Here is a 19829-nt window from a genome sequence, read left to right as displayed (position 1 = left end):
TGTCGAGAATTGTTCGATTTTCGGCGATTTTGGGTCAGAATGCCCGATATGTTTGCCGCGTATGCATGCAAGTATCGGTTTCCAAAGGGAGTTTTCGTAGATGATGCGCCAATATGAGCTTGTGGAGCGTGTACAGCGATACAAGCCTGACGTGAATGAGGCGCTTCTTAATAAGGCATATGTCTATGCCATGCAAAAGCATGGCAGTCAGAAACGTGCTTCCGGCGATCCCTATTTTTCCCATCCTCTCGAAGTCGCCGCGATCCTCACCGATATGCATCTCGACGAAGCGACGATTGCGATCGCCCTTCTGCACGATACGATTGAAGACACGACGGCCACCCGACAGGAAATCGATCAGCTTTTCGGGCCCGAAATCGGCAAGCTTGTTGAAGGGCTGACCAAGCTCAAGAAGCTCGACCTCGTTTCAAAGAAGGCTGTGCAGGCTGAAAACCTCCGCAAGCTGCTTCTGGCGATTTCCGAAGATGTGCGCGTGCTTCTCGTCAAGCTGGCGGATCGTCTACACAATATGCGCACGCTGGGCGTGATGCGGGAAGACAAGCGCCTGCGCATCGCCGAGGAAACGATGGATATCTATGCGCCGCTTGCTGGCCGCATGGGTATGCAGGACATGCGCGAAGAGCTTGAGGAACTTGCCTTCCGCTATATCAACCCGGATGCGTGGCGCGCCGTTACGGATCGTCTGGCAGAACTTCTGGAAAAGAATCGCGGCCTGCTGCAGAAGATCGAGAAGGACCTGTCCGAGATTTTCGAAAAGCACGGCATCAAGGCCAGTGTGAAGAGCCGCCAGAAAAAGCCCTGGTCCGTCTTCCGCAAGATGGAAACAAAGGGGCTGTCGTTCGAGCAGCTTTCCGACATTTTCGGCTTCCGCGTCATGGTCGATACAGTGCAGGATTGCTATCGGGCGCTCGGTCTTATCCATACGACCTGGTCGATGGTCCCGGGCCGGTTCAAGGATTATATCTCCACGCCGAAGCAGAACGATTACCGGTCGATCCACACCACCATCATCGGTCCGTCGCGCCAGCGTGTCGAGTTGCAGATTCGCACGCGCGAAATGGATGAGATTGCTGAATTTGGTGTCGCCGCCCACTCGATCTACAAGGATCGCGGCAGCGCGAACAATCCGCACAAGATCTCCACCGAGACCAATGCTTATGCATGGCTGCGCCAGACGATCGAGCAGCTTTCCGAAGGCGACAATCCGGAAGAATTTCTCGAACATACCAAGCTTGAGCTTTTTCAGGATCAGGTCTTCTGCTTCACGCCGAAAGGCCGTCTCATCGCCTTGCCGCGCGGCGCGACCCCGATCGATTTCGCCTATGCCGTTCATACCGACATTGGCGACAGCTGCGTCGGGGCGAAGGTCAATGGCCGCATCATGCCGCTGATGACCGAGCTGAAGAACGGTGACGAAGTGGATATCATCCGTTCCAAGGCGCAGGTTCCCCCTGCCGCCTGGGAATCGCTTGTCGCGACCGGCAAGGCGCGCGCCGCCATCCGCCGTGCAACGCGCTCGGCAGTCCGCAAGCAATATTCGGGATTGGGCATGCGCATTCTCGAACGCGCTTTCGAGCGCGCCGGAAAGCCATTCAGCAAGGATATCCTGAAGCCGGGGCTGCCCCGTCTGGCCCGCAAGGATGTCGAGGACGTGCTGGCGGCAGTCGGCCGCGGTGAACTGCCGTCGACCGATGTCGTCAAGGCTGTTTATCCCGACTATCAGGATACACGCGTGACCTCGCAGAATAACCCGGCCAAGACCGGCGAGAAGGGCTGGTTCAACATTCAGAACGCAGCCGGCATGATATTCAAGGTGCCGGAGGGTAGCGAGGACGCGACAAAGTCCGATGCCGACGCCGCGCCGAAACCGGGGAAAAAGGCATTGCCGATTCGCGGCACCAATTCGGACCTGCCGGTGCGCTTTGCCCCGGAAGGCGCCGTGCCCGGAGACCGTATCGTCGGTATTCTTCAGCCGGGTGCCGGCATCACGATCTATCCGATCCAGTCGCCCGCGCTGACAGCCTATGACGATCAGCCGGAGCGCTGGATCGATGTGCGCTGGGACATTGATGAGCAGATGAGCGAGCGTTTCCCCGCGCGCGTCAGCGTGTCGGCCATCAACTCGCCGGGCTCGCTGGCCGAGATCGCGCAGATCGTGGCGGCCAACGACGCGAATATTCACAATCTTTCCATGGTGCGCACCGCACCGGATTTCACCGAGATGATTATCGATGTCGAGGTTTGGGACCTCAAGCATCTCAACCGTATCATTTCCCAATTGAAAGAAAGCGCGAGCGTCAGCGGCGCGAAACGCGTGAACGGATAGGACTAAGATGAACACCGAAGATGTGCTTGCCGTCTTCCGCGAAGCGGGAGCGATCCTTGAAGGCCACTTTATTCTCACATCGGGCCTGCGCAGCCCTGTTTTTCTTCAAAAGGCGCGCGTTTTCATGCACGCCGACAAGACGGAAAAGCTCTGCAAGGCACTGGCGGCAAAGATCGGGGCGGCAAATCTCGGGGCCATCGATTACGTGGTCGGACCGGCGATTGGCGGCCTGATTCCTTCCTATGAGACCTCGCGTCATCTGCGCGTCCCGTCGGTCTGGGTGGAGCGCGAGAACGGGGTGTTCCGCCTGCGACGTTTCGATGTGCCGAAAGGCGCGCGCGTCGTCATCGTGGAAGATATCGTCACGACGGGGCTTTCCATTCGCGAAACCATAGACTGCATGAAGCACCTCGGTATCGAAGTCGTGGCTGCGGCCTGCATCGTCGACCGCTCGGCGGGGAAGGCCGATGTCGGCACGAGGTTGATTTCTCTGGCCGAATATGAAGTTCCAGCCTATCCTGCGGATAAATTGCCGCCAGAGCTTGCTGCAATACCGGCTGTGAAGCCCGGTAGCCGCAACATTTAAGCAGGCCAGCCGACGGCTTTCCACACGCTGCAGGGGAGGATACACCCCTGCGGCGAAATTCCGCTTTGCGGGACGCGTTCTAGTTACCTATTTAGGGTGTGTCGCGAAGACACACTTCCGGCCCCGTAAACAGGATTCCATCGTGAGTGTAGCGCCTATCATATTCGATCCCAGGTCGCCCTATCGTGCGCCATGTGGGGTATGCGTGGATTGCGATGTTCGGCGGATGGCGGTTTGTGCTGCGCTGGACCATGGGGATCTCGGCGCTCTGGAAGCAATCATGACCTCCAAGCGGCTTGATGCCAATGAGCAGCTGGTGGAGGAGGGCGAGCCGAAGCGTCGTGTCTTCAGCCTGACTTCCGGCATGCTGCGCATCTATACGTCGCTTCCCGATGGGCGTCGGCAGATTGCGGGTTTCCTGTTCCCCGGCGATTATCTCGGTCTCGCTGACGACGAGACTTACTCCCAGTCGGTCGAGGCTGTGGTGCCCTCGGTCCTGTGCGCCTTTTCCACCAGGGAGATGGACGACCTGATGGAGCGCTTTCCCAGGCTGAAGGAGCGCCTGCACCAGATGACGCGGGCCGCGCTTCGCACGGCGCGCGACAACCAACTGGTTCTCGGACGCCTTGCGCCGGTGGAAAAGCTGGCGAGCTTCCTACTGGTTCTTTCCGCCCGTGCGGAAAAGCGCGGTGAGAAGCCCAATCCGGTTCATCTTTCGATGAACCGTACCGACATTGCCGACTATCTTGGCCTGACGATTGAAACCGTCAGCCGCAGCTTCACAAAGCTGAAAACCCAAGGCCTGATTCAGTTGATAGACGCCAATACGGTGGAAATCCTGTCCCGCCGGTCGCTGGCGGCCGTTGCCGGAATGGACCCGGAGAGCCTTTAGGGCTTTCCAGCAAAATTTCTGAGAAAATACTCTGATTTCGAGCCATCGCCGGGCCTGTTTGCGTTGATTCAAATCAATGCGGAGTCCGGCGGAACAGCCTATTCCTGACCATGGAAGTTGACGCGGCCTTGAGGGTCGCGCCGTTCAGAATGGGGAAAACAGGTGCTGTTGTGGTTGGGAATTGCAATATCGGCTGTCATGCATGCGGACTTCCTTGCCGCATCATGCCGTCTTGCCCCGCAGAATGTCGCCCCGGTTCGGGTGTGCGTATCCCGGGACGGGCTTCGCCGGAGCGCCCAACGCTTAAGGTGGACGCGCTATGCATGAAGAAGCGATAAGACGCTACGCGGCGTTGGCGGTTCCCAGATATACATCCTTTCCAACGGCTGCGGATTTCATACCGGTAGGTGTCGAGACGACGCATCGCTGGCTGCGCCAGATCGGGCCGGAGGCAAGTGTCTCCCTTTACATCCATGTGCCTTATTGTCGGCAGTTGTGCCATTACTGCGGTTGCCACGCAAAAATGGCTGTCCGCAACGATGTTGTCGAGAATTTCTGTACCGCTCTGCTGAGCGAAATCGAGACCGTCAGCAAGAGCCTGACCGCGCGGCCGAACGTTGTCCATCTTCATTGGGGCGGGGGGACGCCCTCGATCTTGAACCCGCGCCAGTTTACCAGCATTCTGGCTGCACTGCGCGTTGCGTTCGACTTTTCGCCCGAGATGGAACATGCCATCGAGCTTGATCCGCGCACCGTCACGCCACAGCTCGCCCGTACGCTTTCGCTCATGGGCGTCAATCGCGCCAGCCTCGGCGTGCAGGATATCGACGCCGAGGTTCAGAAAGCCATCGGCCGCATCCAACCGATAGAGACGGTTGCCAAGGCAGCGAGTCTTCTGCGCGAAGTCGGTATCAATCGGCTCAACTTCGATCTCATCTATGGCCTGCCGTTGCAGACGGTGGAGACATTGCGCGAGACCTGCGAAAAGGTTGCCGCGCTCAAGCCTGATCGCGTTGCCTGCTACGGCTATGCGCATCTTCCGCAGCGCCGCGCCAATCAGCGCCTCATCGATGCGAGCCTCCTGCCGGATGCCGATGAACGCTTCGCGCAGGCGCGCGTCGTCGCGGAAAGCTTCATCGATTTCGGTTATGAACCTGTGGGGATCGACCATTATGCATTGCCGGACGACAGTTTGGCCGTTGCCGCGCGCAACGGCACGCTGCACCGCAATTTCCAGGGCTATACGGATGATCGCTGCCAGACTTTGATCGGCCTGGGTCCGTCATCGATTTCGCAGTTCCTCGGCGGCTATGCCCAGAATATTTCGGACGTGACGCAATATTCAAAACGCGTCCAAGCGGGTGAACTTGCAACGGTTCGCGGTTATGCAATGCGCGAAAGCGACCGTATCCGCGCCGGTATCATCACAGCGTTGATGTGCAATTTCCGGGTTGATCTGAACATGACCGCGCCGGGCGTGGAGTTTTCCGACGAAATGGCCCTGTTGCGCCCTCTGGTCGCGGACGGATTGGTGGAAATCCGTGGCGGGGTCATCAGCGCGACGAGCGACGGAAAGCCGCTGATCCGTCTGGTTGCTGCCGCTTTTGATGAATTTCGCAGGGAGACGATGCACGGCTTCAGTTTTGCCGTCTGAACTTGCGCTGGAACAAAGAGGTAGAGCGAAAGAAGCTCTATCAAAAGAATGCTGCTGCACCGGGCCGTCAAAAGGTCAGTGGCATGGGAGCACCGCCGTTGGGGGACGTGCGGTGCTCCACTGTTTTAGAGCACAGCCCGGAAGCCGGATGGCTTTCGGGCTGTGCGTTTAGAGCGGTTCCTGTTCTAATAGAACCGCCGGAACCGCTCTAACTATTTGTTTTATCGCATTATCCAACGCAAAACCGTTTCACACTTTTGCTGGAAATGCTCTAAGGATCAGGCTTTACGGTTCTTTTCCAGCTTTGGCAGGAAAATCGTCAGCAGCCCAAGCAGGGGCAGATACGAGCAAATGTTGTAAACATACTCGATGCCCTTCTGGTCAGCCACGACGCCAAGGACGGCGGCTGCAATACCGGCCATGCCGAATGCGAAACCGAAGAACAGGCCCGACACCATGCCGACGCGTCCCGGCAGCAATTCCTGTGCGAATACCACGATGGCCGGGAAGGCCGAGGCGAGGATCAGGCCGATGATGACCGTCAGGACAGCCGTCATTTCGAGGTTGGCATAAGGCAGGGCAAGCGTGAACGGCAGGACGCCGAGGATCGATGCCCAGATCACCTTGCGCGCACCGATCTTGTCACCGATGGGGCCGCCGATGATCGTTCCTGCGGCAACCGCGCCGAGGAACAGGAACAGCAGCAGCTGCGATGACTGCACCGACACGCCGAAGTGGCTGATGGTGTAGAAGGTGTAGTAGCTCGTCAGGCTGGCCATGTAGATGTACTTGGTGAAGACCAGCATCGCCAGAACGCCAACCGAGACGAGAACCTTGTTGCGCGGCAGCGGAAGGGTCTTGTCCGGCTTTGCCTTGCTGGCATTGGCAATCCGGTAGCGATTGTACCAGTTGCTCACATACCAGAGCAGCATCATGCCGATCAGCGCGGCAACGGAGAACCAGGACACGCTGATCTGGCCGAACGGCAGAACGATGAACGCTGCCAGAAGAGGGCCGATCGACGAGCCGAAATTACCGCCCACCTGGAACAGGGACTGCGCAAAGCCATGTCGTCCACCCGAGGCGAGGCGTGCGACACGGGCCGCTTCGGGATGGAAAACAGACGAGCCGAAGCCGACGAAGGCCGCACCCAGAAGCAGGATCGAATAATGATGCGCGGTCGCCAGAAAAACGAGGCCGACAAGCGTGCAACCCATGCCGAAGGGCAGGGAATAAGGCATCGGCTTGCGGTCGGTGTAGATACCTACGAGCGGCTGCAGGATCGATGCCGTCATCTGGAAGGTGAACGTCAGAAGTCCGATCTGCCAGAAGGACAGGCTGTAATTGTCCTTCAGCATCGGATAGATGGCCGGAAGGAGCGACTGCATCATGTCGTTAAGGAAGTGGCCCATGCTAGTGGCCAGAATAATGGCGAGGACAGTATTGTCCGCGCCGCTGTTTGATGGCTGCTGTGCAGCACTCATGCTCATACTGCTACTCCGAAGATGGAAGTCAGTCTTCTGGCGTATTTCCTGCCGATACTATCTGACAGCTGGAAACGAGACCTCAAGGAAATTGCGGGGTTTTGATGAGAAACCGGCGAAAATTTGCGAATTTGATGTCTGAACAGGCACGTATCCTGCTCAAACGTCAAATTCATTCCGCCAGCGAATGTCGCGACCCATTCTCAGCAAGCTATTAATAGGGCTATTGCCTCTCGCCCGCTTTCGTGATTTGGTCCAATAGTTTCGAGAGTGGGCCAAACAAGGGGCAGAGCTGCAATGAAACCGAAGTCGCCGCCGGGCCTGCTGCTTCCGGGAAGCGAGGAACTGCAGAAGTTTCACGAGCAGCGCATTGCCATGCTGGAAGGCATGAGCGGGCCAGTGATTGCCCTGCCGACGCGCTATCCCGATGGCTATTTCGTGCCGCGCCACCGTCACAGCCGGGCGCAGCTTCTTTGCGCTTCCCAGGGGGTGGTGCTGGTGACGACTGACGCCGGACGCTGGATGATCCCGAGCGATCACGCCATGTGGATACCGGCGGGTGTGGAGCATTCGGTCGAAATCCTCGGCGAAGTCTTCATGCGGTCGATCTATATCTGCGTCGATGCCGTGTCCGGTGTGCCGGATTATCTTCATGTGGTCGGGCTGACCGACCTGATGCGGTGCCTCATAACCGATGCAACGGCGCAGGACAGCACGCCGGAACCGGACAGTCGCGATGCTCTGGTGATCGAGCTTATATTGCGGGACCTTCACACATTGCCGCAACGCTCGTTGGGACTGCCTTTTCCGTCCGATCCGCGCTTGCAGAAACTGTGCCGGGAATTCGTGAAAAAGCCTTCTTCACGCGCCACAATTGACGACTGGGCGGACAGAATGGCGATGAGCCGACGCTCGTTCACCCGGCATTTCCAGCGGGAAACCGGCGTAAGCCTTTCGGTCTGGCGCCAACAGGCATGCCTTTTCGCTGCGGTCCCCCGCCTCACGGAAGGGGAAGCGGTGACGAGCGTGGCGCTGGATCTGGGATATGACAGCGTTTCCGCTTTCACGACGATGTTCCGCAGGATGCTCGGAGTTTCGCCGCGGTTCTATCTGCCGCGGCTGGATACTGTTCCGTTTGAACGCAGCGATAGCGTCGCGGCGGAATAATAACAATTGTCTCTGCGATTGGAGCGCATTAATAGGGCCACATGCTTTTTCAACGCCGTAATCCCCCGACCAGAAAAGAGCGCCTGAGGCTTCTGGTCTGGCCGCGCCGCTCCTTCTCCCGTTCCCTCCGGTACGGTGGCAAGCGGATTCTGCGCATCACTGCCTCGCCCCATGCCGTGGCCGCCGGCCTGGCAGTCGGCGTGTTCTCGGCCTTTACGCCTTTCTTCGGCTTCCATCTCATCATTGCAATCGTGCTGGCTTATGTCCTTGCCGGGAATATCGCGGCTGCGGCCCTTGGCACGACACTTGCCAATCCGCTGACGCTGCCGTTCATCTGGGGAAGCACGTTCGAGCTTGGCCGCTTCATCATGAATGGAAGCATTGATGATGCGCCGCCGATTCATCTGGGGCGGGCCCTGGAAACCATGCGTTTCGATGAAATCTGGACCCCGCTCCTGAAGCCCATGCTTTTCGGTTCCACCATCCTGGGTGCTGCATTCGCCGTCGTGGTCTATTTTGTCACCCGCTTTGCGGTTTCGGCTTTCCGCCGCCGCCGTATCGAGCGTCTTGCAGAAAAGCACCGCCTGCACCGCGTACAGGAGCCCCAGAAAGTATGATTGTCGGGATTGGCAGCGACCTCATCGATATTCGCCGTGTCGAAAGTGCGCTTGAACGGCATGGCGACCGTTTCCGCAACCGGGTCTTTACAGAGGTCGAGCAGAAGAAATCGGATGGACGCAAGCAGCGCGCCGCATCTTATGCGAAGCGTTTCGCGGCGAAGGAAGCCTGCGCCAAGGCGCTGGGAACCGGCATAGCCCAGGGCGTGTTCTGGCGCGACATGGGCGTGGTCAACGCTCCTTCCGGAAAGCCCACGATGCATCTAACCGGCGGTGCGGCGAAACAGTTGCAAAAACTCTTGCCCGCTGGAACGCGCGCCGCCATACATCTGACAATTACCGATGATTTTCCTCTCGCTCAGGCCTTCGTTATCATCGAAGCCCTGCTTGAGACGGAATAATTGTGATTGTGGCAGATAACTCCTGCTCATAATCGTGCGATAAACCCGCGTTCTGCGGGCGGCGTGATTGCGTCATCCATTCATAGTCGTTATTAGATCGCGTTATCGGAAGCGGAGATACAATGAGCGTGTCCAGCAAGAGTGAGACAAAAAAATCCGGCGGCCTTGGCGAAACCATCAGCGTTATCGTGCAGGCGCTGCTGCTGGCACTGGTCATCCGCACCCTTCTTTTCCAGCCTTTCAGCATACCGTCCGGCTCGATGCGCCCAACGCTTCTGGAAGGCGATTATCTGTTCGTGTCGAAATATGCCTATGGCTATTCGCGCTATTCGCTGCCGTTCGGACTGGATCTGTTTTCGGGCCGTATCTGGAGCGCGGAGCCGAAGCGCGGCGACGTGGTGGTGTTCAAGCTGCCAAGCGACCCATCGGTCGATTATATCAAGCGCGTGATCGGCCTGCCGGGCGACCGCGTGCAGATGCGCGGCGGCGTGCTCTACATCAACGATCAGGCGGTCAAGCGTGAGCGGATCGGCACGATCGATAATCCCGATGTGACCGAGCAGAACCGCCCGGTCGATGTCTATCGGGAAACCCTGCCGGAAGGCGTGACCTATGATACGCTTGATCTCGCGCCGAATTCCATCGGTGACGATACGCGCGTCTTTGAAGTTCCCGCCGGTCATTTCTTCATGATGGGCGACAACCGCGACAACTCGCTCGACAGCCGCTTCAGCGTTGGCTACGTGCCGTTTGAAAATCTTGTCGGACGCGCGAACATCATCTTCTTCTCCATCGCCGACAAGGCGAGCCCGCTTGAAATCTGGAAATGGCCGACTGAAGTACGGTTTGGCCGACTGTTCAGTTCAGTTGCAGGCACACCGCATACAGCCGTAACCGGAAACTGAAATGGCTTCGGCAAATCAGGCAGCAGCAATTCTGGAAGAGCGCACCGGACACCGTTTTCTCAACGTAAAGCGGCTGGATCGTGCGCTCACCCACTCAAGTGTGCAAGCGCCCTCGCGGGCAAATTATGAACGTCTCGAATTTCTCGGCGACCGCGTTCTGGGACTGACGGTCGCGGAAATGCTGTTCGACGAGTTTCCGGAAGCATCCGAAGGCGAATTGTCGGTTCGTCTCAATGCGCTGGTGAACGCGGAAACCTGTGCGGCGATTGCCGACGAGATCGGGCTTGCCGATCTCATCCATACGGGTTCCGATATAAAATCATTGAATGACAAACGCCTTTTGAATGTGCGCGCCGATGTCGTGGAGGCGCTGATCGCCACGATCTATCTGGATGGCGGACTGGACGCCGTGCGTCCCTTCGTCAAGCGCTTCTGGAAGAAACGGTCCCTACAAACCGGGGCCGCCCGCCGCGACGCCAAGACGGAATTGCAGGAATGGGCGCATCAGCAGGGCAATGTCCACCCTGCCTATTCGATCATCAGCCGCACCGGCCCGGACCATGATCCGCTGTTCATGGTGGAGGTGACGGTCAAGGGCTTTGCCGCGGAAACGGGCGAGGGCCGTTCAAAACGGATAGCCGAGCAGCACGCGGCGGAAGCGATGCTTTATCGTGAAGGCGTCTGGAAGCGTGACAATCCGGCTTGATGCAAGAATTGGCAAATTTTAAATCGTGATCGGTTATAATGGTCTGATACGGATAATGCCGCTTTCACGAGCAGTTTTGTCGTATCTGGGACGTCGTGCGCTGGAGGACGGCGGCGTTCCGCAAGGAAATATCGTCTGGAAGGATAAACAATGAATAATCGGACGACGCCGGCTGACGGCGAAAACGAAGCAGGACAAACCCGTTCCGGCTTCGTGGCGTTGATAGGGGCGCCGAATGCGGGGAAATCCACACTGGTCAATCAGCTTGTGGGAACAAAGGTTTCTATCGTCACGCATAAGGTGCAGACGACACGCGCGCTCGTGCGCGGCATATTCATCGAAGGTCCGGCGCAGATCGTTCTGGTGGACACGCCGGGGATTTTCCGCCCCAAGCGCAGGCTCGACCGCGCCATGGTCACCACGGCCTGGGGCGGCGCCAAGGATGCCGACATCATTCTGGTCCTTCTCGATTCGCAAGGCGGCTTGAACGAGAATGCCGAAGCACTGCTTTCGAGCATGAAGGATGTGCGCCAGAAGAAGGTTCTGGTGCTCAACAAGGTAGATCGCGTCGATCCGCCGGTTCTGCTGGATCTCGCCCGCAAGGCCAACGAGCTTGTCGCATTCGACCAGACTTTCATGGTCTCGGCCTTGAACGGCTCTGGCTGCAAGGATCTGGCGAAATATCTTGCCGACAATGTTCCGAATGGTCCATGGTACTATCCGGAAGACCAGATCTCCGACATGCCGATGCGCCAGCTCGCAGCCGAAATCACCCGCGAAAAGCTTTACCTGCGCCTGCACGAGGAACTGCCCTATGCGTCGACCGTGGAAACGGAGCGCTGGGAAGAACGCAAGGACGGTTCCGTTCGCATCGAGCAAGTCATCTATGTCGAGCGCGAAAGCCAGAAGAAGATCGTGCTCGGTCACAAGGGCGAGACGATCAAGGCAATCGGACAATCCGCACGCAAGGAAATCTCCGAAATACTGGAACAGACGGTTCATCTCTTCCTTTTCGTGAAAGTGCGTGAGAACTGGGGTAACGACCCGGAACGCTATCGCGAGATGGGGCTTGATTTCCCAACCTAGATTATAACACTGGCGACCATGGAATGGCGCGATGAAGGCATAATTCTCGGGACACGACGCCATGGCGAGACAAGCGCCATCGTGGAAGTGATGACCCGTGAGCATGGCCGCCATATGGGTATGGTGCGCGGCGGGCGTTCCCGCCGCATGCAGCCTCTGCTGCAGCCGGGCAATCATGTGGATGTGACATGGTGGGCGCGGCTGGATGAGCATATGGGCAGCTTTACTATCGAACCACTGGAGTTTGCTGCCGCCCGCCTCATCGAAACGCCAGTGGCGCTTTATGGCATCCAGCTTGCGGCTTCCCACCTGCGCCTTTTGCCGGAGCGCGACCCGCATCGCGGTCTTTATGAGACGCTCCGGCTTATCATCGAACATTTCGACGACCCGCTTGCGTCTGGCGAACTGGTGTTGCGCCTTGAAGTTATGATGCTGGAAGAGCTGGGCTTTGGCCTCGATCTGAAGGAATGCGCCGCGACCGGCGTCAAGGAAGACCTGATCTATGTCTCGCCAAAATCGGGGCGTGCGGTCTGCCGCGAAGCGGGTGAGCCCTGGGCCGACAAGCTCCTGCTTTTGCCGGGCTTCGTCAATAATACTGCCATTCGCGCGGCGTCCTATGACGACATCGACCATGCCTTCACGATGACAGGCTATTTTCTGATGCGGCATGTGTGGGAACCACGTGCGATAACGCCGCCCGATGCGCGCGGCGGGTTCCTGAACGCCCTCGGTCGGGCGATCAATGCCTAGAGCATTTCCAGCAAAAGTGTGAAACGGTTTTTCGTTGGATAATGCGATAAAACAAATAGTTAGAGCGGTTCCGGCGATTCTGTTAGAACAGGAACCGCTCTAGTCGCCTGACATTTGCATCCCTCGAATATGAGCGCTGAGCAAATGCCGGAATCAAAAAGACCACTAGTAACTTTATGAATCTGGTGGATTTACAGGCAGGCTGAAAACCTCGCCCTCAAAGGCATCTGCTCCGCGCCCGATCGCGCGTATGGCTGCAACCATCCGCCCCTGACGCCCCAAAATTTCGTCTGCGAGCGCCACCAGCCGGATATTCGGCGTCGCCGAAGGAGAAAGGCTGCGAATAATCGCGGCTAGCTCGTTTTCACCCAGTTCCGGGTTCAAAGCGGAAGCTGCGATGTAAGCCGCCGCCGTGGAACGGGAAATGCCAGCATAACAGTGGATGAGCAACGGCGCATCCATGGACCAGCTCTTGGTGAAGCGGAGAAGCGCGTGCACATGGCTTTCATCGGGCGCAACCAGTCCCTCGCGCGGTTCAACAATATCGTTGAATGTCAGCGCCAGACGGCTGACATTATGGCCATCAGGCAGGGCTGCCGGGGCATCGCTTCCGAGTGTCACGACATGGCTTGGCCGGTGCAATGCGAGTTGCGCCGCCAGTTGCGACAAGGGCGTCACGACGATCAGACTCATCGGTTCTGTCGTGCTTCTTCCAATGCCGCAAACCGTGCGAGGAAATCCGTCTGCACCTCCTGTGTGGGGCGGGGTGTTATGTCCAGCCCTGCCGGATCGAAACCGCGCGGACGGCCGAAATATTTGACGGCTTCCGCCTCGGTGAAACCTGCGAGCCGCGTGGCCTCAAAGAAGGCTGCGACCTGATCGGCGCGCTTGATGAGCGTCTTGAGTGGGGCGGGAACGGTTATGGGTAGAGAAAAACGCAGGTGAATGGCGTTTTCCAGCCGCGTTTCGATCATCTTGTAGTTGCCGCCCATCACCGCCTTGAAGGGTGAAATCATGTCGCCGATCACATATTCCGGCGCGTCGTGCAGAAGAGAGAGTAGCTGCCACTCGATACTGGCGTCAGGCACCAGCCGGGTGAATATCTGGTCCACCAGCAGCGAATGCTGGGCAACGGAAAATGCGTGTTCACCGACAGTCTGCCCGTTCCACCGCGCCACGCGGGCGAGACCATGGGCTATATCCTCTATCTCGACATCGAGCGGCGACGGGTCGAGCAGGTCAAGGCGCCGCCCCGACAACATCCGTTGCCAGGCGCGCGTCTTGCCGGAAGATCGGTCGGCGCTTGCCATCAGGCGTTACCTGCTTCGGCTTCCGGAAACCCGAACCGTACTTGCGGCGGCAAGGTGAGCGTTACGGGCGCCTCGCCCGCCAGAACGGTGCTGCCGGCATCCATTGCATCCTTGACGCGATCGATGCGCACAAGTGCGATGCCGACCATATCGGCCGAACTTCCCATCGTGCCGATCTCGCGTCCGTCCACAGTAATTGGCGTGCCCATTGGGGGAAGAGGGGCTTCGGAACGTGCCACCAGAACGCGCCGTCTGGCCGTGCCGCGATGCTGCATCCGGGAAACGACTTCCTGTCCGATGAAACAGCCTTTCGGAAAGGAGACGCCGCCCGTCTGGTCGAAATTGACATCATGCGGGAAGACGTCATTGTAAGCGAAATCCGTTTCACCTTCCGCTATGCCATGTTCCGCCCGCAGCTTTGTCCACGCGCTCTGGTCGGTCGTGCCATTTGCCCGGCCATAAATCCGGCGGACATTCAGTTCAGCCGGAAAGCGGCTATCACGCTTGATTGAATCATCTTGTGAAGACGGTGAATCACCTTGCCAGGAAACGCTGACAAGTGATTCTGGCTGCTGGGTTATCTCGGCTTTCGCGCGCAGCCTGTAGAGGGTGATCCGCTTGATGAAATCGGCGGCAACGCTTGCCGGAAGATCGAAGCGCAAGCCGCCATCAATACGCGAAACGAGAAAATCGAACAGGATTTTCCCTTGTGGAATGAGCAATGCTCCGGGTTTCAGGTCGTCCGGTCCGAGTTTGTCGAGATCGGTGGTGATCACCGCCTGCAGGAATTTTTCCGCTTCCTCGCCCGTGATATGAACCAATGCCCTGTTGGAAAGATTTACCGTTTCAGCTGCCGTCGTCATCGCTTCGTCCTTGCCTTTCGCGCCCTCGTTACGTAAGCCCCAATGGACAGGCTCGCAAGTCCCATCAATCTGGCAGGAGACAACCATGGCCGAAACATTCGATACGATTTTGAAGGGTGCAACCATCGTCAACCACGACGGTATAGGCCAGCGAGACATCGGGATTCGGAATGGTCGCATTGCTGCCATAGGCTCTCTTTCCACCCATGCGGCGGGTGAGGTGATCGATTGCACCGGCCTGCATATCCTGCCCGGAGTGGTCGACAGTCAGGTGCATTTCCGCGAGCCGGGCCTTGAGCATAAGGAAGATCTCGAAACCGGTTCCCTTGCCGCCGTGCTGGGTGGCGTGACCTCTGTCTTCGAAATGCCGAACACCAAGCCCCTCACCACTTCCGCCGAGACGCTGGAAGACAAGGTGAGGCGTGGCCGCCATCGCATGCACTGCGATTTTGCCTTCTGGGTTGGTGGCACGCGCGATAATGCGAAGGACGTTGCGGAACTGGAACGCCTGCCGGGTGCTGCCGGCATCAAGGTTTTCATGGGGTCCTCCACCGGCGATCTGCTGGTCGAGGATGACGACGGCGTTCGCTCCATCCTCAAGAACACGCGCCGCCGTGCGGCTTTTCACTCCGAGGACGAGTTCCGGTTGGAGGAGCGCAAGGGTCTGCGCGTAGAGGGCGATCCGTCGAGCCATCCGGTCTGGCGTGATGAAATTGCAGCGCTTCAGTGCACGGAACGCCTTGTGCGCATCGCACGCGACACTGGCGCACGCATCCATGTGCTGCATATCTCGACTGCCGAGGAAATCGACTTCCTGAAAGATCACAAGGATGTCGCGACGTGCGAAGCAACACCGCATCATCTCACCTTGTCGGCCGATGACTACAAGACGCTCGGCAATCTCATTCAGATGAACCCGCCCGTTCGCGACAAGCGCCACCGCGATGGCGTGTGGAAAGGGATCGATCAGGGTATTGTCGATGTGCTCGGTTCAGACCACGCTCCGCATACGCTGGAAGAAAAGCAGAAGCCCTATCCGGCTTCCCCGTCTGGCATGACGGGCGTGCAGACGCTGGTGCCGATCATGCTCGATCACATCAATGCGGGCAGGCTGACACTGGAGCGCTTCGTCGATCTTTCCAGCCATGGCCCGAACCGTATTTTCGGCATGGCCCGCAAGGGGCGCATCGCGGTGGGCTACGATGCAGACCTGACCATCGTGGACATGAAGCGCCGCGAAACGATCACGCATGAACAGGCCGGTTCGAAAGCTGGCTGGACGCCCTATCACGGCAAGACCGTCATCGGATGGCCGGTAGGCACTTTCGTGCGCGGGATCAAGGTGATGTGGGAAGCGGAAATCGTGAACGCCAGCAAGGGCGAGCCGGTGGAGTTCCTCGAAGCGCTGCCGCATCGCTGAAAGTCGTCTCGTGTTCGTTGTCAACCTGACTTACATCAAGCCTCTCGAAGAGATCGAGAGGCATCTCGAGGCGCATCGGGATTTTCTGAACCGGCAGTATGCGGAGGGTATTTTTCTCGCTTCCGGACCGAAAAATCCACGCGACGGCGGCGTGATCCTCGCAAGCGGCAAGATCAGCAGAAACGAGCTGGAAACGATACTGAACCTGGATCCTTTCAGGCAGTACGGGCTGGCGACTTATGATGTTACCGAGTTCACCCCCGTGAAATATGCTCCGGCTCTGGCCGATACTCTGTAGATAAGGGCTGCGAGCCACGCGCGTTGGCGTGATCTGTCCGCTCTTTGGCCGCAAGGTGGCTTTCGGTCGTGGTTGCAAGGCGTATTTTCTCCCTATAGTCTTTTCATAGGGAGAACGAAAATGTCCGCTCACGATACAGCCCTGCTGGTTATCGACGCTCAGGAGTCATTCCGCCATCGGCCTTATTACCGGGACGAAGAGGTGGGTGCCTATATTGAACGCCAGCAGGCGCTTATAGACGGCGCGAAGCGTGCCGGCATTCCGGTGGTCCAGATTTTTCATGTCGAGAATGAAGGCCCGTTCTCAGAAGCCTCGGGTCTGGTGAAGCCGATTTCGCCGCTATCCATTGAACCCGATGCGGTTTTCCGCAAGCGTCGCCACAGCGCGCTGGTCGGAAGCGGGCTCGACGTCTGGCTGATTGCCAATGGCATCCGCCGCGTGCTGGTTTCCGGCATTCGTACAGAACAGTGCTGCGAGACAACCACGCGGCAGGCATCGGATTTTGGATATCAGGTCGATTTCGTGAGCGAAGCGACGTTGACCTTTCCCATGACTGACGCAAGCGGCCATGAGTGGAGCGCTGCGGACATCAAGGCTCGCACCGAGCTTGTTCTGGTCAATCGCTTTGCCCGTATCGTAACCGTGGAACAGGCGCTGGCTGCGCCAGGAGAACGGAAGGCGGCATGAGTGACCACGCGGACATTGCCCGGCTGATACCGATTTATGTCGTCATCCCGCCACGCGTGCTTCTGCTCGACGTGGCGGGACCGCTTGAGGTTCTGCGCAAGGCAAATCTTGAACAGAACAAGGTGCGGTTCGACGTTCACTATGTTGGGCCCGCACCGACTGCGATCAGTTCCATCGGCCTGTCGGTCGCGGGCGTGGAACCGTTGCCGCAGGCGCTGCCGGATGGCGCGCTGGTCATTGTTTCGGGTGCAGCCGATGTGCCGCTCGGAAATGCGGAGACTGACCGGTCTACCGATGCCGCGCTGGAAAAAGACATTGTTGTATGGCTTCGGCGGACGGTTCGTCCCGGCGTGCGGCTGGTGACGATCTGTTCCGGCGCGCTGCTTGCAGCGCGTGCGGGACTTCTCGACGGCTACTCATGCACCACCCACCACCTGACGATCGGCGAGCTTGAGAGGCTGGCGCCCGCCGCGCGGGTGCAGGAAAACAGGCTCTTCGTGGAAGACGGCGAGCGGCTGACGAGCGCCGGCATCACCGCCGGGATCGATCTGATGCTGCACATCGTTGCGGGGCTTGCCGATCACGCCACGGCGCTGGCGGTCGCGCGTTATCTGGTCGTCTATCTGCGCCGCAGCGGCAGTGATCCGCAGCTATCGCCCTGGCTTGAGGGGCGAAATCACATGAACCCCGTCGTGCACCGCGCACAGGATGCCATCGCCGATGATCCGGTGGCGGACTGGTCTGTGGAGCGGCTGGCGCATATCGGCGGGGCAAGCCCGCGCAACTTCTCGCGCCTGTTCAATGAATATGCCGGAATGACGGTGACGGATTACGTCAACAGGCTCAAGATCAGCCTCGCACGCGAGATGCTTCTGAATTCCGAACTCGATATCGAGAATGTGGCGACAAGGGCTGGCTTTGCCTCCGCGCGGCAATTTCGCCGGGTCTGGCAGCGCATCTACAACGAGCCGCCGAGCCGGGTCCGCCTTGCGGTCTGATTATTCGCCAGCGGTGAAAAAGCGCCAGCTCCCGTCCGGTCCGATGCCGATACTGTAGAAGATGTAGCCGCCCGCCTTCTTCATGTCCTCGAAATCGCCTGCGGTGACGATTTCGAACAGCTCGACGATCTGCGGCGGCGTCAGCCTGTCGAGCGGCATGGCGTAGAAATAGGGCCAGACATAGACCTCGTCGTCCTTGCCTGCATTCAGGTGCACATAGCCCGTATCCAGCAGATCGACAATGATCGCCAGCACCTCGCGGCCTGCCTCGTCGCCCGAAAGCGATTTGAGGAAATCGATGACATCTTCCTCGTGGTCTTCCAGCGACAGTTGTGTAGCCTTGTCCTCGATACCGAGAAGCGGACGCAATTGCTCTATGTCGCCGGAACGGGCGGCTTGCAACATGCGCTTGCGCATCAGCCTGACAGGCTCAGGTAGCTTGTCGAAGTCGCGGTGGATTTCCGGCATGGGCTTCGCGGATGCTGCCGGGGCAGGTGCGTTGTCCGGTGAAATTCTCGGCACAGCGCGGGGAAGCGCGCCGGGCAGGGGAATGGGGGAAGGGTTGTCGTCTTCATCCGCCGCAACGCGGGCGCCGGGACGTTGCAGGAAATCCGACTGATCCGCCAGCGCGACGTCGAATGCGTTTGCCGCCGCCGCGGGCAAGGCAATGCCGCAGGCAAGGAATATCCCTGCCAGTAGATTTCGGGGCGAGGCGGAGTTCCTGATCGAGAATGACATTTGGCGCTGGAATGGGGGACGCCGGAGGGAACCGCTGCGCCGGTCTGGTCCCGCGACCGGCGTTATATGGAATGTTTACTGAAGAACGCGCTGCGGCAGGAAGGTTCCCGCCACGATCTGTTCACGCATTTTCTCGATCAACTCCAGTGCACAGTCGTCACCGGCTTCGCGGATCAATTCGGTAAGCGCGGTCGTAAAGGCCGCTTCAGCAAGGATTTCCGGTTCGATACCTTCAGAGATACCGTCTGCCCAGGCCTCGTTATGATATTCGATTGCGACGAGCTTTTTCTCGCGCGCAATCATTTCGTCCAGATCGGCCGGTGCATGTTCCATAGACTTCATCCTGGCTTTCGCCTTTCTGTTGCGCTGTCGGTGTCTCACCGTTTTGCGGGAGCTCAACCACCTGGCAACGTGACTGCCTTCTTAAGACAGTGTTAACAGATTATCACGGATTTGAATGAACTAATCCTGTCAATCCGCACAAGAGTGAATGATTGGTTAATTTCCATAGCGTGAGATGATCTCGTTCGACAAGTCCCCGCCTTCCTTCATGTAGCGATCTATCGCCGCAAGCGCCGAGGGTGTGCAGCGGGTATAATTGTCGCTGAACACGCGATAGCCGTGGTTGAAGCTTGAAACGAGCCGCACCCGTTCGGCTTCGGAAGGCTTTTCCGCCGTCACTATCGCATCCATCCGATCGCGCCATTCACTGCCGGCTTCGCCGCACAGATTGCGCAGGTAATGAAGCGAACCGAGAATTTCGGCGAGCCGCAACATCTTCCCTTCATAGGGCGCGTCCTGAGCGAAGGCCGGAAATGCCGCCCCGACCCACAAAGCAATCGAGAAGCAAGCAGCCGGTCGAAAAAACGGAATGCTCTTCAATCGAAACCTCTCACCTGAAATGAGCTATTGCCACAAAT

At 58.4% G+C, this 19829-nt stretch carries 22 protein-coding genes; 15 read left to right on the top strand and 7 right to left on the bottom strand.

The annotated features are described in order from the left end of the window. Positions 1-100: 100 nt before the first annotated feature. The 4 genes from JNC63_RS06340 to hemN all read left to right on the top strand — a co-directional run bounded on the left by JNC63_RS06340 (position 101) and on the right by hemN (position 5479). Entirely contained in the window at positions 101-2347 is a 2247-nt protein-coding gene (locus tag JNC63_RS06340; protein ID WP_006472313.1) for a RelA/SpoT family protein, read from the top strand. A gap of 7 nt (positions 2348-2354) precedes the next feature. Next, a complete protein-coding gene (gene pyrE, locus JNC63_RS06335) occupies positions 2355-2933 on the top strand; it encodes an orotate phosphoribosyltransferase (protein WP_006472315.1) in 579 nt (192 codons plus the stop codon). A 226-nt stretch (positions 2934-3159) separates the two neighbouring features. Next, the gene (locus tag JNC63_RS06330) at positions 3160-3825 is read left to right on the top strand and encodes a helix-turn-helix domain-containing protein (RefSeq protein WP_235817957.1); all 666 of its coding nucleotides are present in this window, start codon (positions 3160-3162) and stop codon (positions 3823-3825) included. Positions 3826-4144: 319 nt separating this feature from the next. Beyond that, the gene (gene hemN, locus JNC63_RS06325; RefSeq protein ID WP_063882652.1) at positions 4145-5479 is read left to right on the top strand and encodes an oxygen-independent coproporphyrinogen III oxidase; all 1335 of its coding nucleotides are present in this window, start codon (positions 4145-4147) and stop codon (positions 5477-5479) included. Between the two features lie 278 nt (positions 5480-5757). Here hemN and JNC63_RS06320 read toward each other — a convergent pair whose 3' ends face one another. After that, on the bottom strand, positions 5758-6969 hold the full coding sequence (locus tag JNC63_RS06320) for an MFS transporter (RefSeq protein ID WP_006472321.1): 1212 nt from the start codon (positions 6967-6969) through the stop codon (positions 5758-5760). Positions 6970-7260: 291 nt separating this feature from the next. On the opposite strand from JNC63_RS06320, the gene JNC63_RS06315 reads away from it, so the two are divergent. From JNC63_RS06315 to recO, 7 genes are all read left to right on the top strand, one after another. Further along, positions 7261-8130: an AraC family transcriptional regulator gene (locus JNC63_RS06315; RefSeq protein WP_006472322.1), complete on the top strand. Its 870-nt coding sequence runs from the start codon at positions 7261-7263 to the stop codon at positions 8128-8130. Positions 8131-8171: 41 nt separating this feature from the next. Further along, positions 8172-8747, top strand: a complete 576-nt coding sequence (gene bspA, locus JNC63_RS06310; RefSeq protein ID WP_063882650.1) for a type IV secretion system effector BspA — start codon at positions 8172-8174, stop codon at positions 8745-8747. Beyond that, positions 8744-9148, top strand: coding sequence for a holo-ACP synthase (gene acpS / locus JNC63_RS06305; protein WP_022570350.1), 405 nt, complete (start codon positions 8744-8746; stop codon positions 9146-9148). Before bspA ends, acpS begins: the two co-directional genes overlap by 4 nt. 122 nt (positions 9149-9270) lie before the next feature. Then, a complete protein-coding gene (gene lepB, locus JNC63_RS06300; RefSeq protein WP_006466388.1) occupies positions 9271-10053 on the top strand; it encodes a signal peptidase I in 783 nt (260 codons plus the stop codon). 1 nt (position 10054) lies between these two features. After that, a complete protein-coding gene (gene rnc / locus JNC63_RS06295; RefSeq protein WP_022570351.1) occupies positions 10055-10759 on the top strand; it encodes a ribonuclease III in 705 nt (234 codons plus the stop codon). Between the two features lie 150 nt (positions 10760-10909). Further along, a complete protein-coding gene (era, locus tag JNC63_RS06290) occupies positions 10910-11845 on the top strand; it encodes a GTPase Era (protein ID WP_006466390.1) in 936 nt (311 codons plus the stop codon). Between the two features lie 18 nt (positions 11846-11863). Next, the gene (gene recO / locus JNC63_RS06285) at positions 11864-12595 is read left to right on the top strand and encodes a DNA repair protein RecO (RefSeq protein WP_063882648.1); all 732 of its coding nucleotides are present in this window, start codon (positions 11864-11866) and stop codon (positions 12593-12595) included. 174 nt (positions 12596-12769) lie between these two features. Here recO and JNC63_RS06280 read toward each other — a convergent pair whose 3' ends face one another. Genes JNC63_RS06280 through ygfZ form a run of 3 tightly spaced genes read right to left on the bottom strand, consistent with a single transcriptional unit; the run spans position 12770 to position 14768 of the window. Next, positions 12770-13288: a tyrosine phosphatase family protein gene (locus JNC63_RS06280; protein ID WP_022570354.1), complete on the bottom strand. Its 519-nt coding sequence runs from the start codon at positions 13286-13288 to the stop codon at positions 12770-12772. Then, positions 13285-13905, bottom strand: a complete 621-nt coding sequence (locus tag JNC63_RS06275; protein WP_063882647.1) for a YfbR-like 5'-deoxynucleotidase — start codon at positions 13903-13905, stop codon at positions 13285-13287. Before JNC63_RS06275 ends, JNC63_RS06280 begins: the two co-directional genes overlap by 4 nt. Continuing rightward, the gene (gene ygfZ, locus JNC63_RS06270) at positions 13905-14768 is read right to left on the bottom strand and encodes a CAF17-like 4Fe-4S cluster assembly/insertion protein YgfZ (protein ID WP_063882645.1); all 864 of its coding nucleotides are present in this window, start codon (positions 14766-14768) and stop codon (positions 13905-13907) included. Before ygfZ ends, JNC63_RS06275 begins: the two co-directional genes overlap by 1 nt. Positions 14769-14853: 85 nt before the next feature. Between ygfZ and JNC63_RS06265 the strand changes: the two genes are divergently transcribed. From JNC63_RS06265 to JNC63_RS06250, 4 genes are all read left to right on the top strand, one after another. Then, entirely contained in the window at positions 14854-16188 is a 1335-nt protein-coding gene (locus tag JNC63_RS06265) for a dihydroorotase (protein WP_063882643.1), read from the top strand. Positions 16189-16198: 10 nt separating this feature from the next. Beyond that, positions 16199-16486: a YciI family protein gene (locus tag JNC63_RS06260; RefSeq protein WP_022568177.1), complete on the top strand. Its 288-nt coding sequence runs from the start codon at positions 16199-16201 to the stop codon at positions 16484-16486. Positions 16487-16606: 120 nt separating this feature from the next. Further along, on the top strand, positions 16607-17173 hold the full coding sequence (locus JNC63_RS06255) for an isochorismatase family protein (RefSeq protein ID WP_196108512.1): 567 nt from the start codon (positions 16607-16609) through the stop codon (positions 17171-17173). Beyond that, complete coding sequence (locus JNC63_RS06250; protein WP_187963330.1) at positions 17170-18171, top strand: GlxA family transcriptional regulator; 1002 nt, start codon at positions 17170-17172, stop codon at positions 18169-18171. The genes JNC63_RS06255 and JNC63_RS06250 overlap by 4 nt, the downstream gene beginning before the upstream one ends. On the opposite strand, the gene JNC63_RS06245 is transcribed toward JNC63_RS06250, so the two are convergent. The 3 genes from JNC63_RS06245 to JNC63_RS06235 all read right to left on the bottom strand — a co-directional run bounded on the left by JNC63_RS06245 (position 18172) and on the right by JNC63_RS06235 (position 19782). Further along, positions 18172-18909 (bottom strand): hypothetical protein, encoded by a 738-nt coding sequence (locus JNC63_RS06245; RefSeq protein ID WP_006466400.1) that lies wholly within the window; start codon positions 18907-18909, stop codon positions 18172-18174. It abuts the gene before it with no gap. 75 nt (positions 18910-18984) lie between these two features. Further along, entirely contained in the window at positions 18985-19242 is a 258-nt protein-coding gene (locus tag JNC63_RS06240) for a hypothetical protein (protein ID WP_022568172.1), read from the bottom strand. 165 nt (positions 19243-19407) lie between these two features. Continuing rightward, entirely contained in the window at positions 19408-19782 is a 375-nt protein-coding gene (locus JNC63_RS06235) for a TIGR02301 family protein (protein ID WP_374846156.1), read from the bottom strand. Positions 19783-19829 lie beyond the last annotated feature (47 nt).

The organism is Brucella ciceri, assembly GCF_041930145.1.
Taxonomy (GTDB): domain Bacteria; phylum Pseudomonadota; class Alphaproteobacteria; order Rhizobiales; family Rhizobiaceae; genus Brucella; species Brucella intermedia.
Note: the sequence above shows the minus strand (reverse complement) of the source record. Positions and strands in the feature narration are given on the sequence as shown.

Excerpts from the sequence above, each read along its gene's own strand:
- JNC63_RS06340 (WP_006472313.1), top strand. The coding sequence starts at position 101 with ATGATGCGCCAATATGAGCTTGTGGAGCGTGTACAGCGATACAAGCCT.
- pyrE (WP_006472315.1), top strand. The coding sequence starts at position 2,355 with ATGAACACCGAAGATGTGCTTGCCGTCTTCCGCGAAGCGGGAGCGATC.
- JNC63_RS06330 (WP_235817957.1), top strand. The coding sequence starts at position 3,160 with ATGGCGGTTTGTGCTGCGCTGGACCATGGGGATCTCGGCGCTCTGGAA.
- hemN (WP_063882652.1), top strand. The coding sequence starts at position 4,145 with ATGCATGAAGAAGCGATAAGACGCTACGCGGCGTTGGCGGTTCCCAGA.
- JNC63_RS06320 (WP_006472321.1), bottom strand. The coding sequence starts at position 6,969 with ATGAGCATGAGTGCTGCACAGCAGCCATCAAACAGCGGCGCGGACAAT.
- JNC63_RS06315 (WP_006472322.1), top strand. The coding sequence starts at position 7,261 with ATGAAACCGAAGTCGCCGCCGGGCCTGCTGCTTCCGGGAAGCGAGGAA.
- bspA (WP_063882650.1), top strand. The coding sequence starts at position 8,172 with ATGCTTTTTCAACGCCGTAATCCCCCGACCAGAAAAGAGCGCCTGAGG.
- acpS (WP_022570350.1), top strand. The coding sequence starts at position 8,744 with ATGATTGTCGGGATTGGCAGCGACCTCATCGATATTCGCCGTGTCGAA.
- lepB (WP_006466388.1), top strand. The coding sequence starts at position 9,271 with ATGAGCGTGTCCAGCAAGAGTGAGACAAAAAAATCCGGCGGCCTTGGC.
- rnc (WP_022570351.1), top strand. The coding sequence starts at position 10,055 with ATGGCTTCGGCAAATCAGGCAGCAGCAATTCTGGAAGAGCGCACCGGA.
- era (WP_006466390.1), top strand. The coding sequence starts at position 10,910 with ATGAATAATCGGACGACGCCGGCTGACGGCGAAAACGAAGCAGGACAA.
- recO (WP_063882648.1), top strand. The coding sequence starts at position 11,864 with ATGGAATGGCGCGATGAAGGCATAATTCTCGGGACACGACGCCATGGC.
- JNC63_RS06280 (WP_022570354.1), bottom strand. The coding sequence starts at position 13,288 with ATGAGTCTGATCGTCGTGACGCCCTTGTCGCAACTGGCGGCGCAACTC.
- JNC63_RS06275 (WP_063882647.1), bottom strand. The coding sequence starts at position 13,905 with ATGGCAAGCGCCGACCGATCTTCCGGCAAGACGCGCGCCTGGCAACGG.
- ygfZ (WP_063882645.1), bottom strand. The coding sequence starts at position 14,768 with ATGACGACGGCAGCTGAAACGGTAAATCTTTCCAACAGGGCATTGGTT.
- JNC63_RS06265 (WP_063882643.1), top strand. The coding sequence starts at position 14,854 with ATGGCCGAAACATTCGATACGATTTTGAAGGGTGCAACCATCGTCAAC.
- JNC63_RS06255 (WP_196108512.1), top strand. The coding sequence starts at position 16,607 with ATGTCCGCTCACGATACAGCCCTGCTGGTTATCGACGCTCAGGAGTCA.
- JNC63_RS06250 (WP_187963330.1), top strand. The coding sequence starts at position 17,170 with ATGAGTGACCACGCGGACATTGCCCGGCTGATACCGATTTATGTCGTC.
- JNC63_RS06245 (WP_006466400.1), bottom strand. The coding sequence starts at position 18,909 with ATGTCATTCTCGATCAGGAACTCCGCCTCGCCCCGAAATCTACTGGCA.
- JNC63_RS06240 (WP_022568172.1), bottom strand. The coding sequence starts at position 19,242 with ATGGAACATGCACCGGCCGATCTGGACGAAATGATTGCGCGCGAGAAA.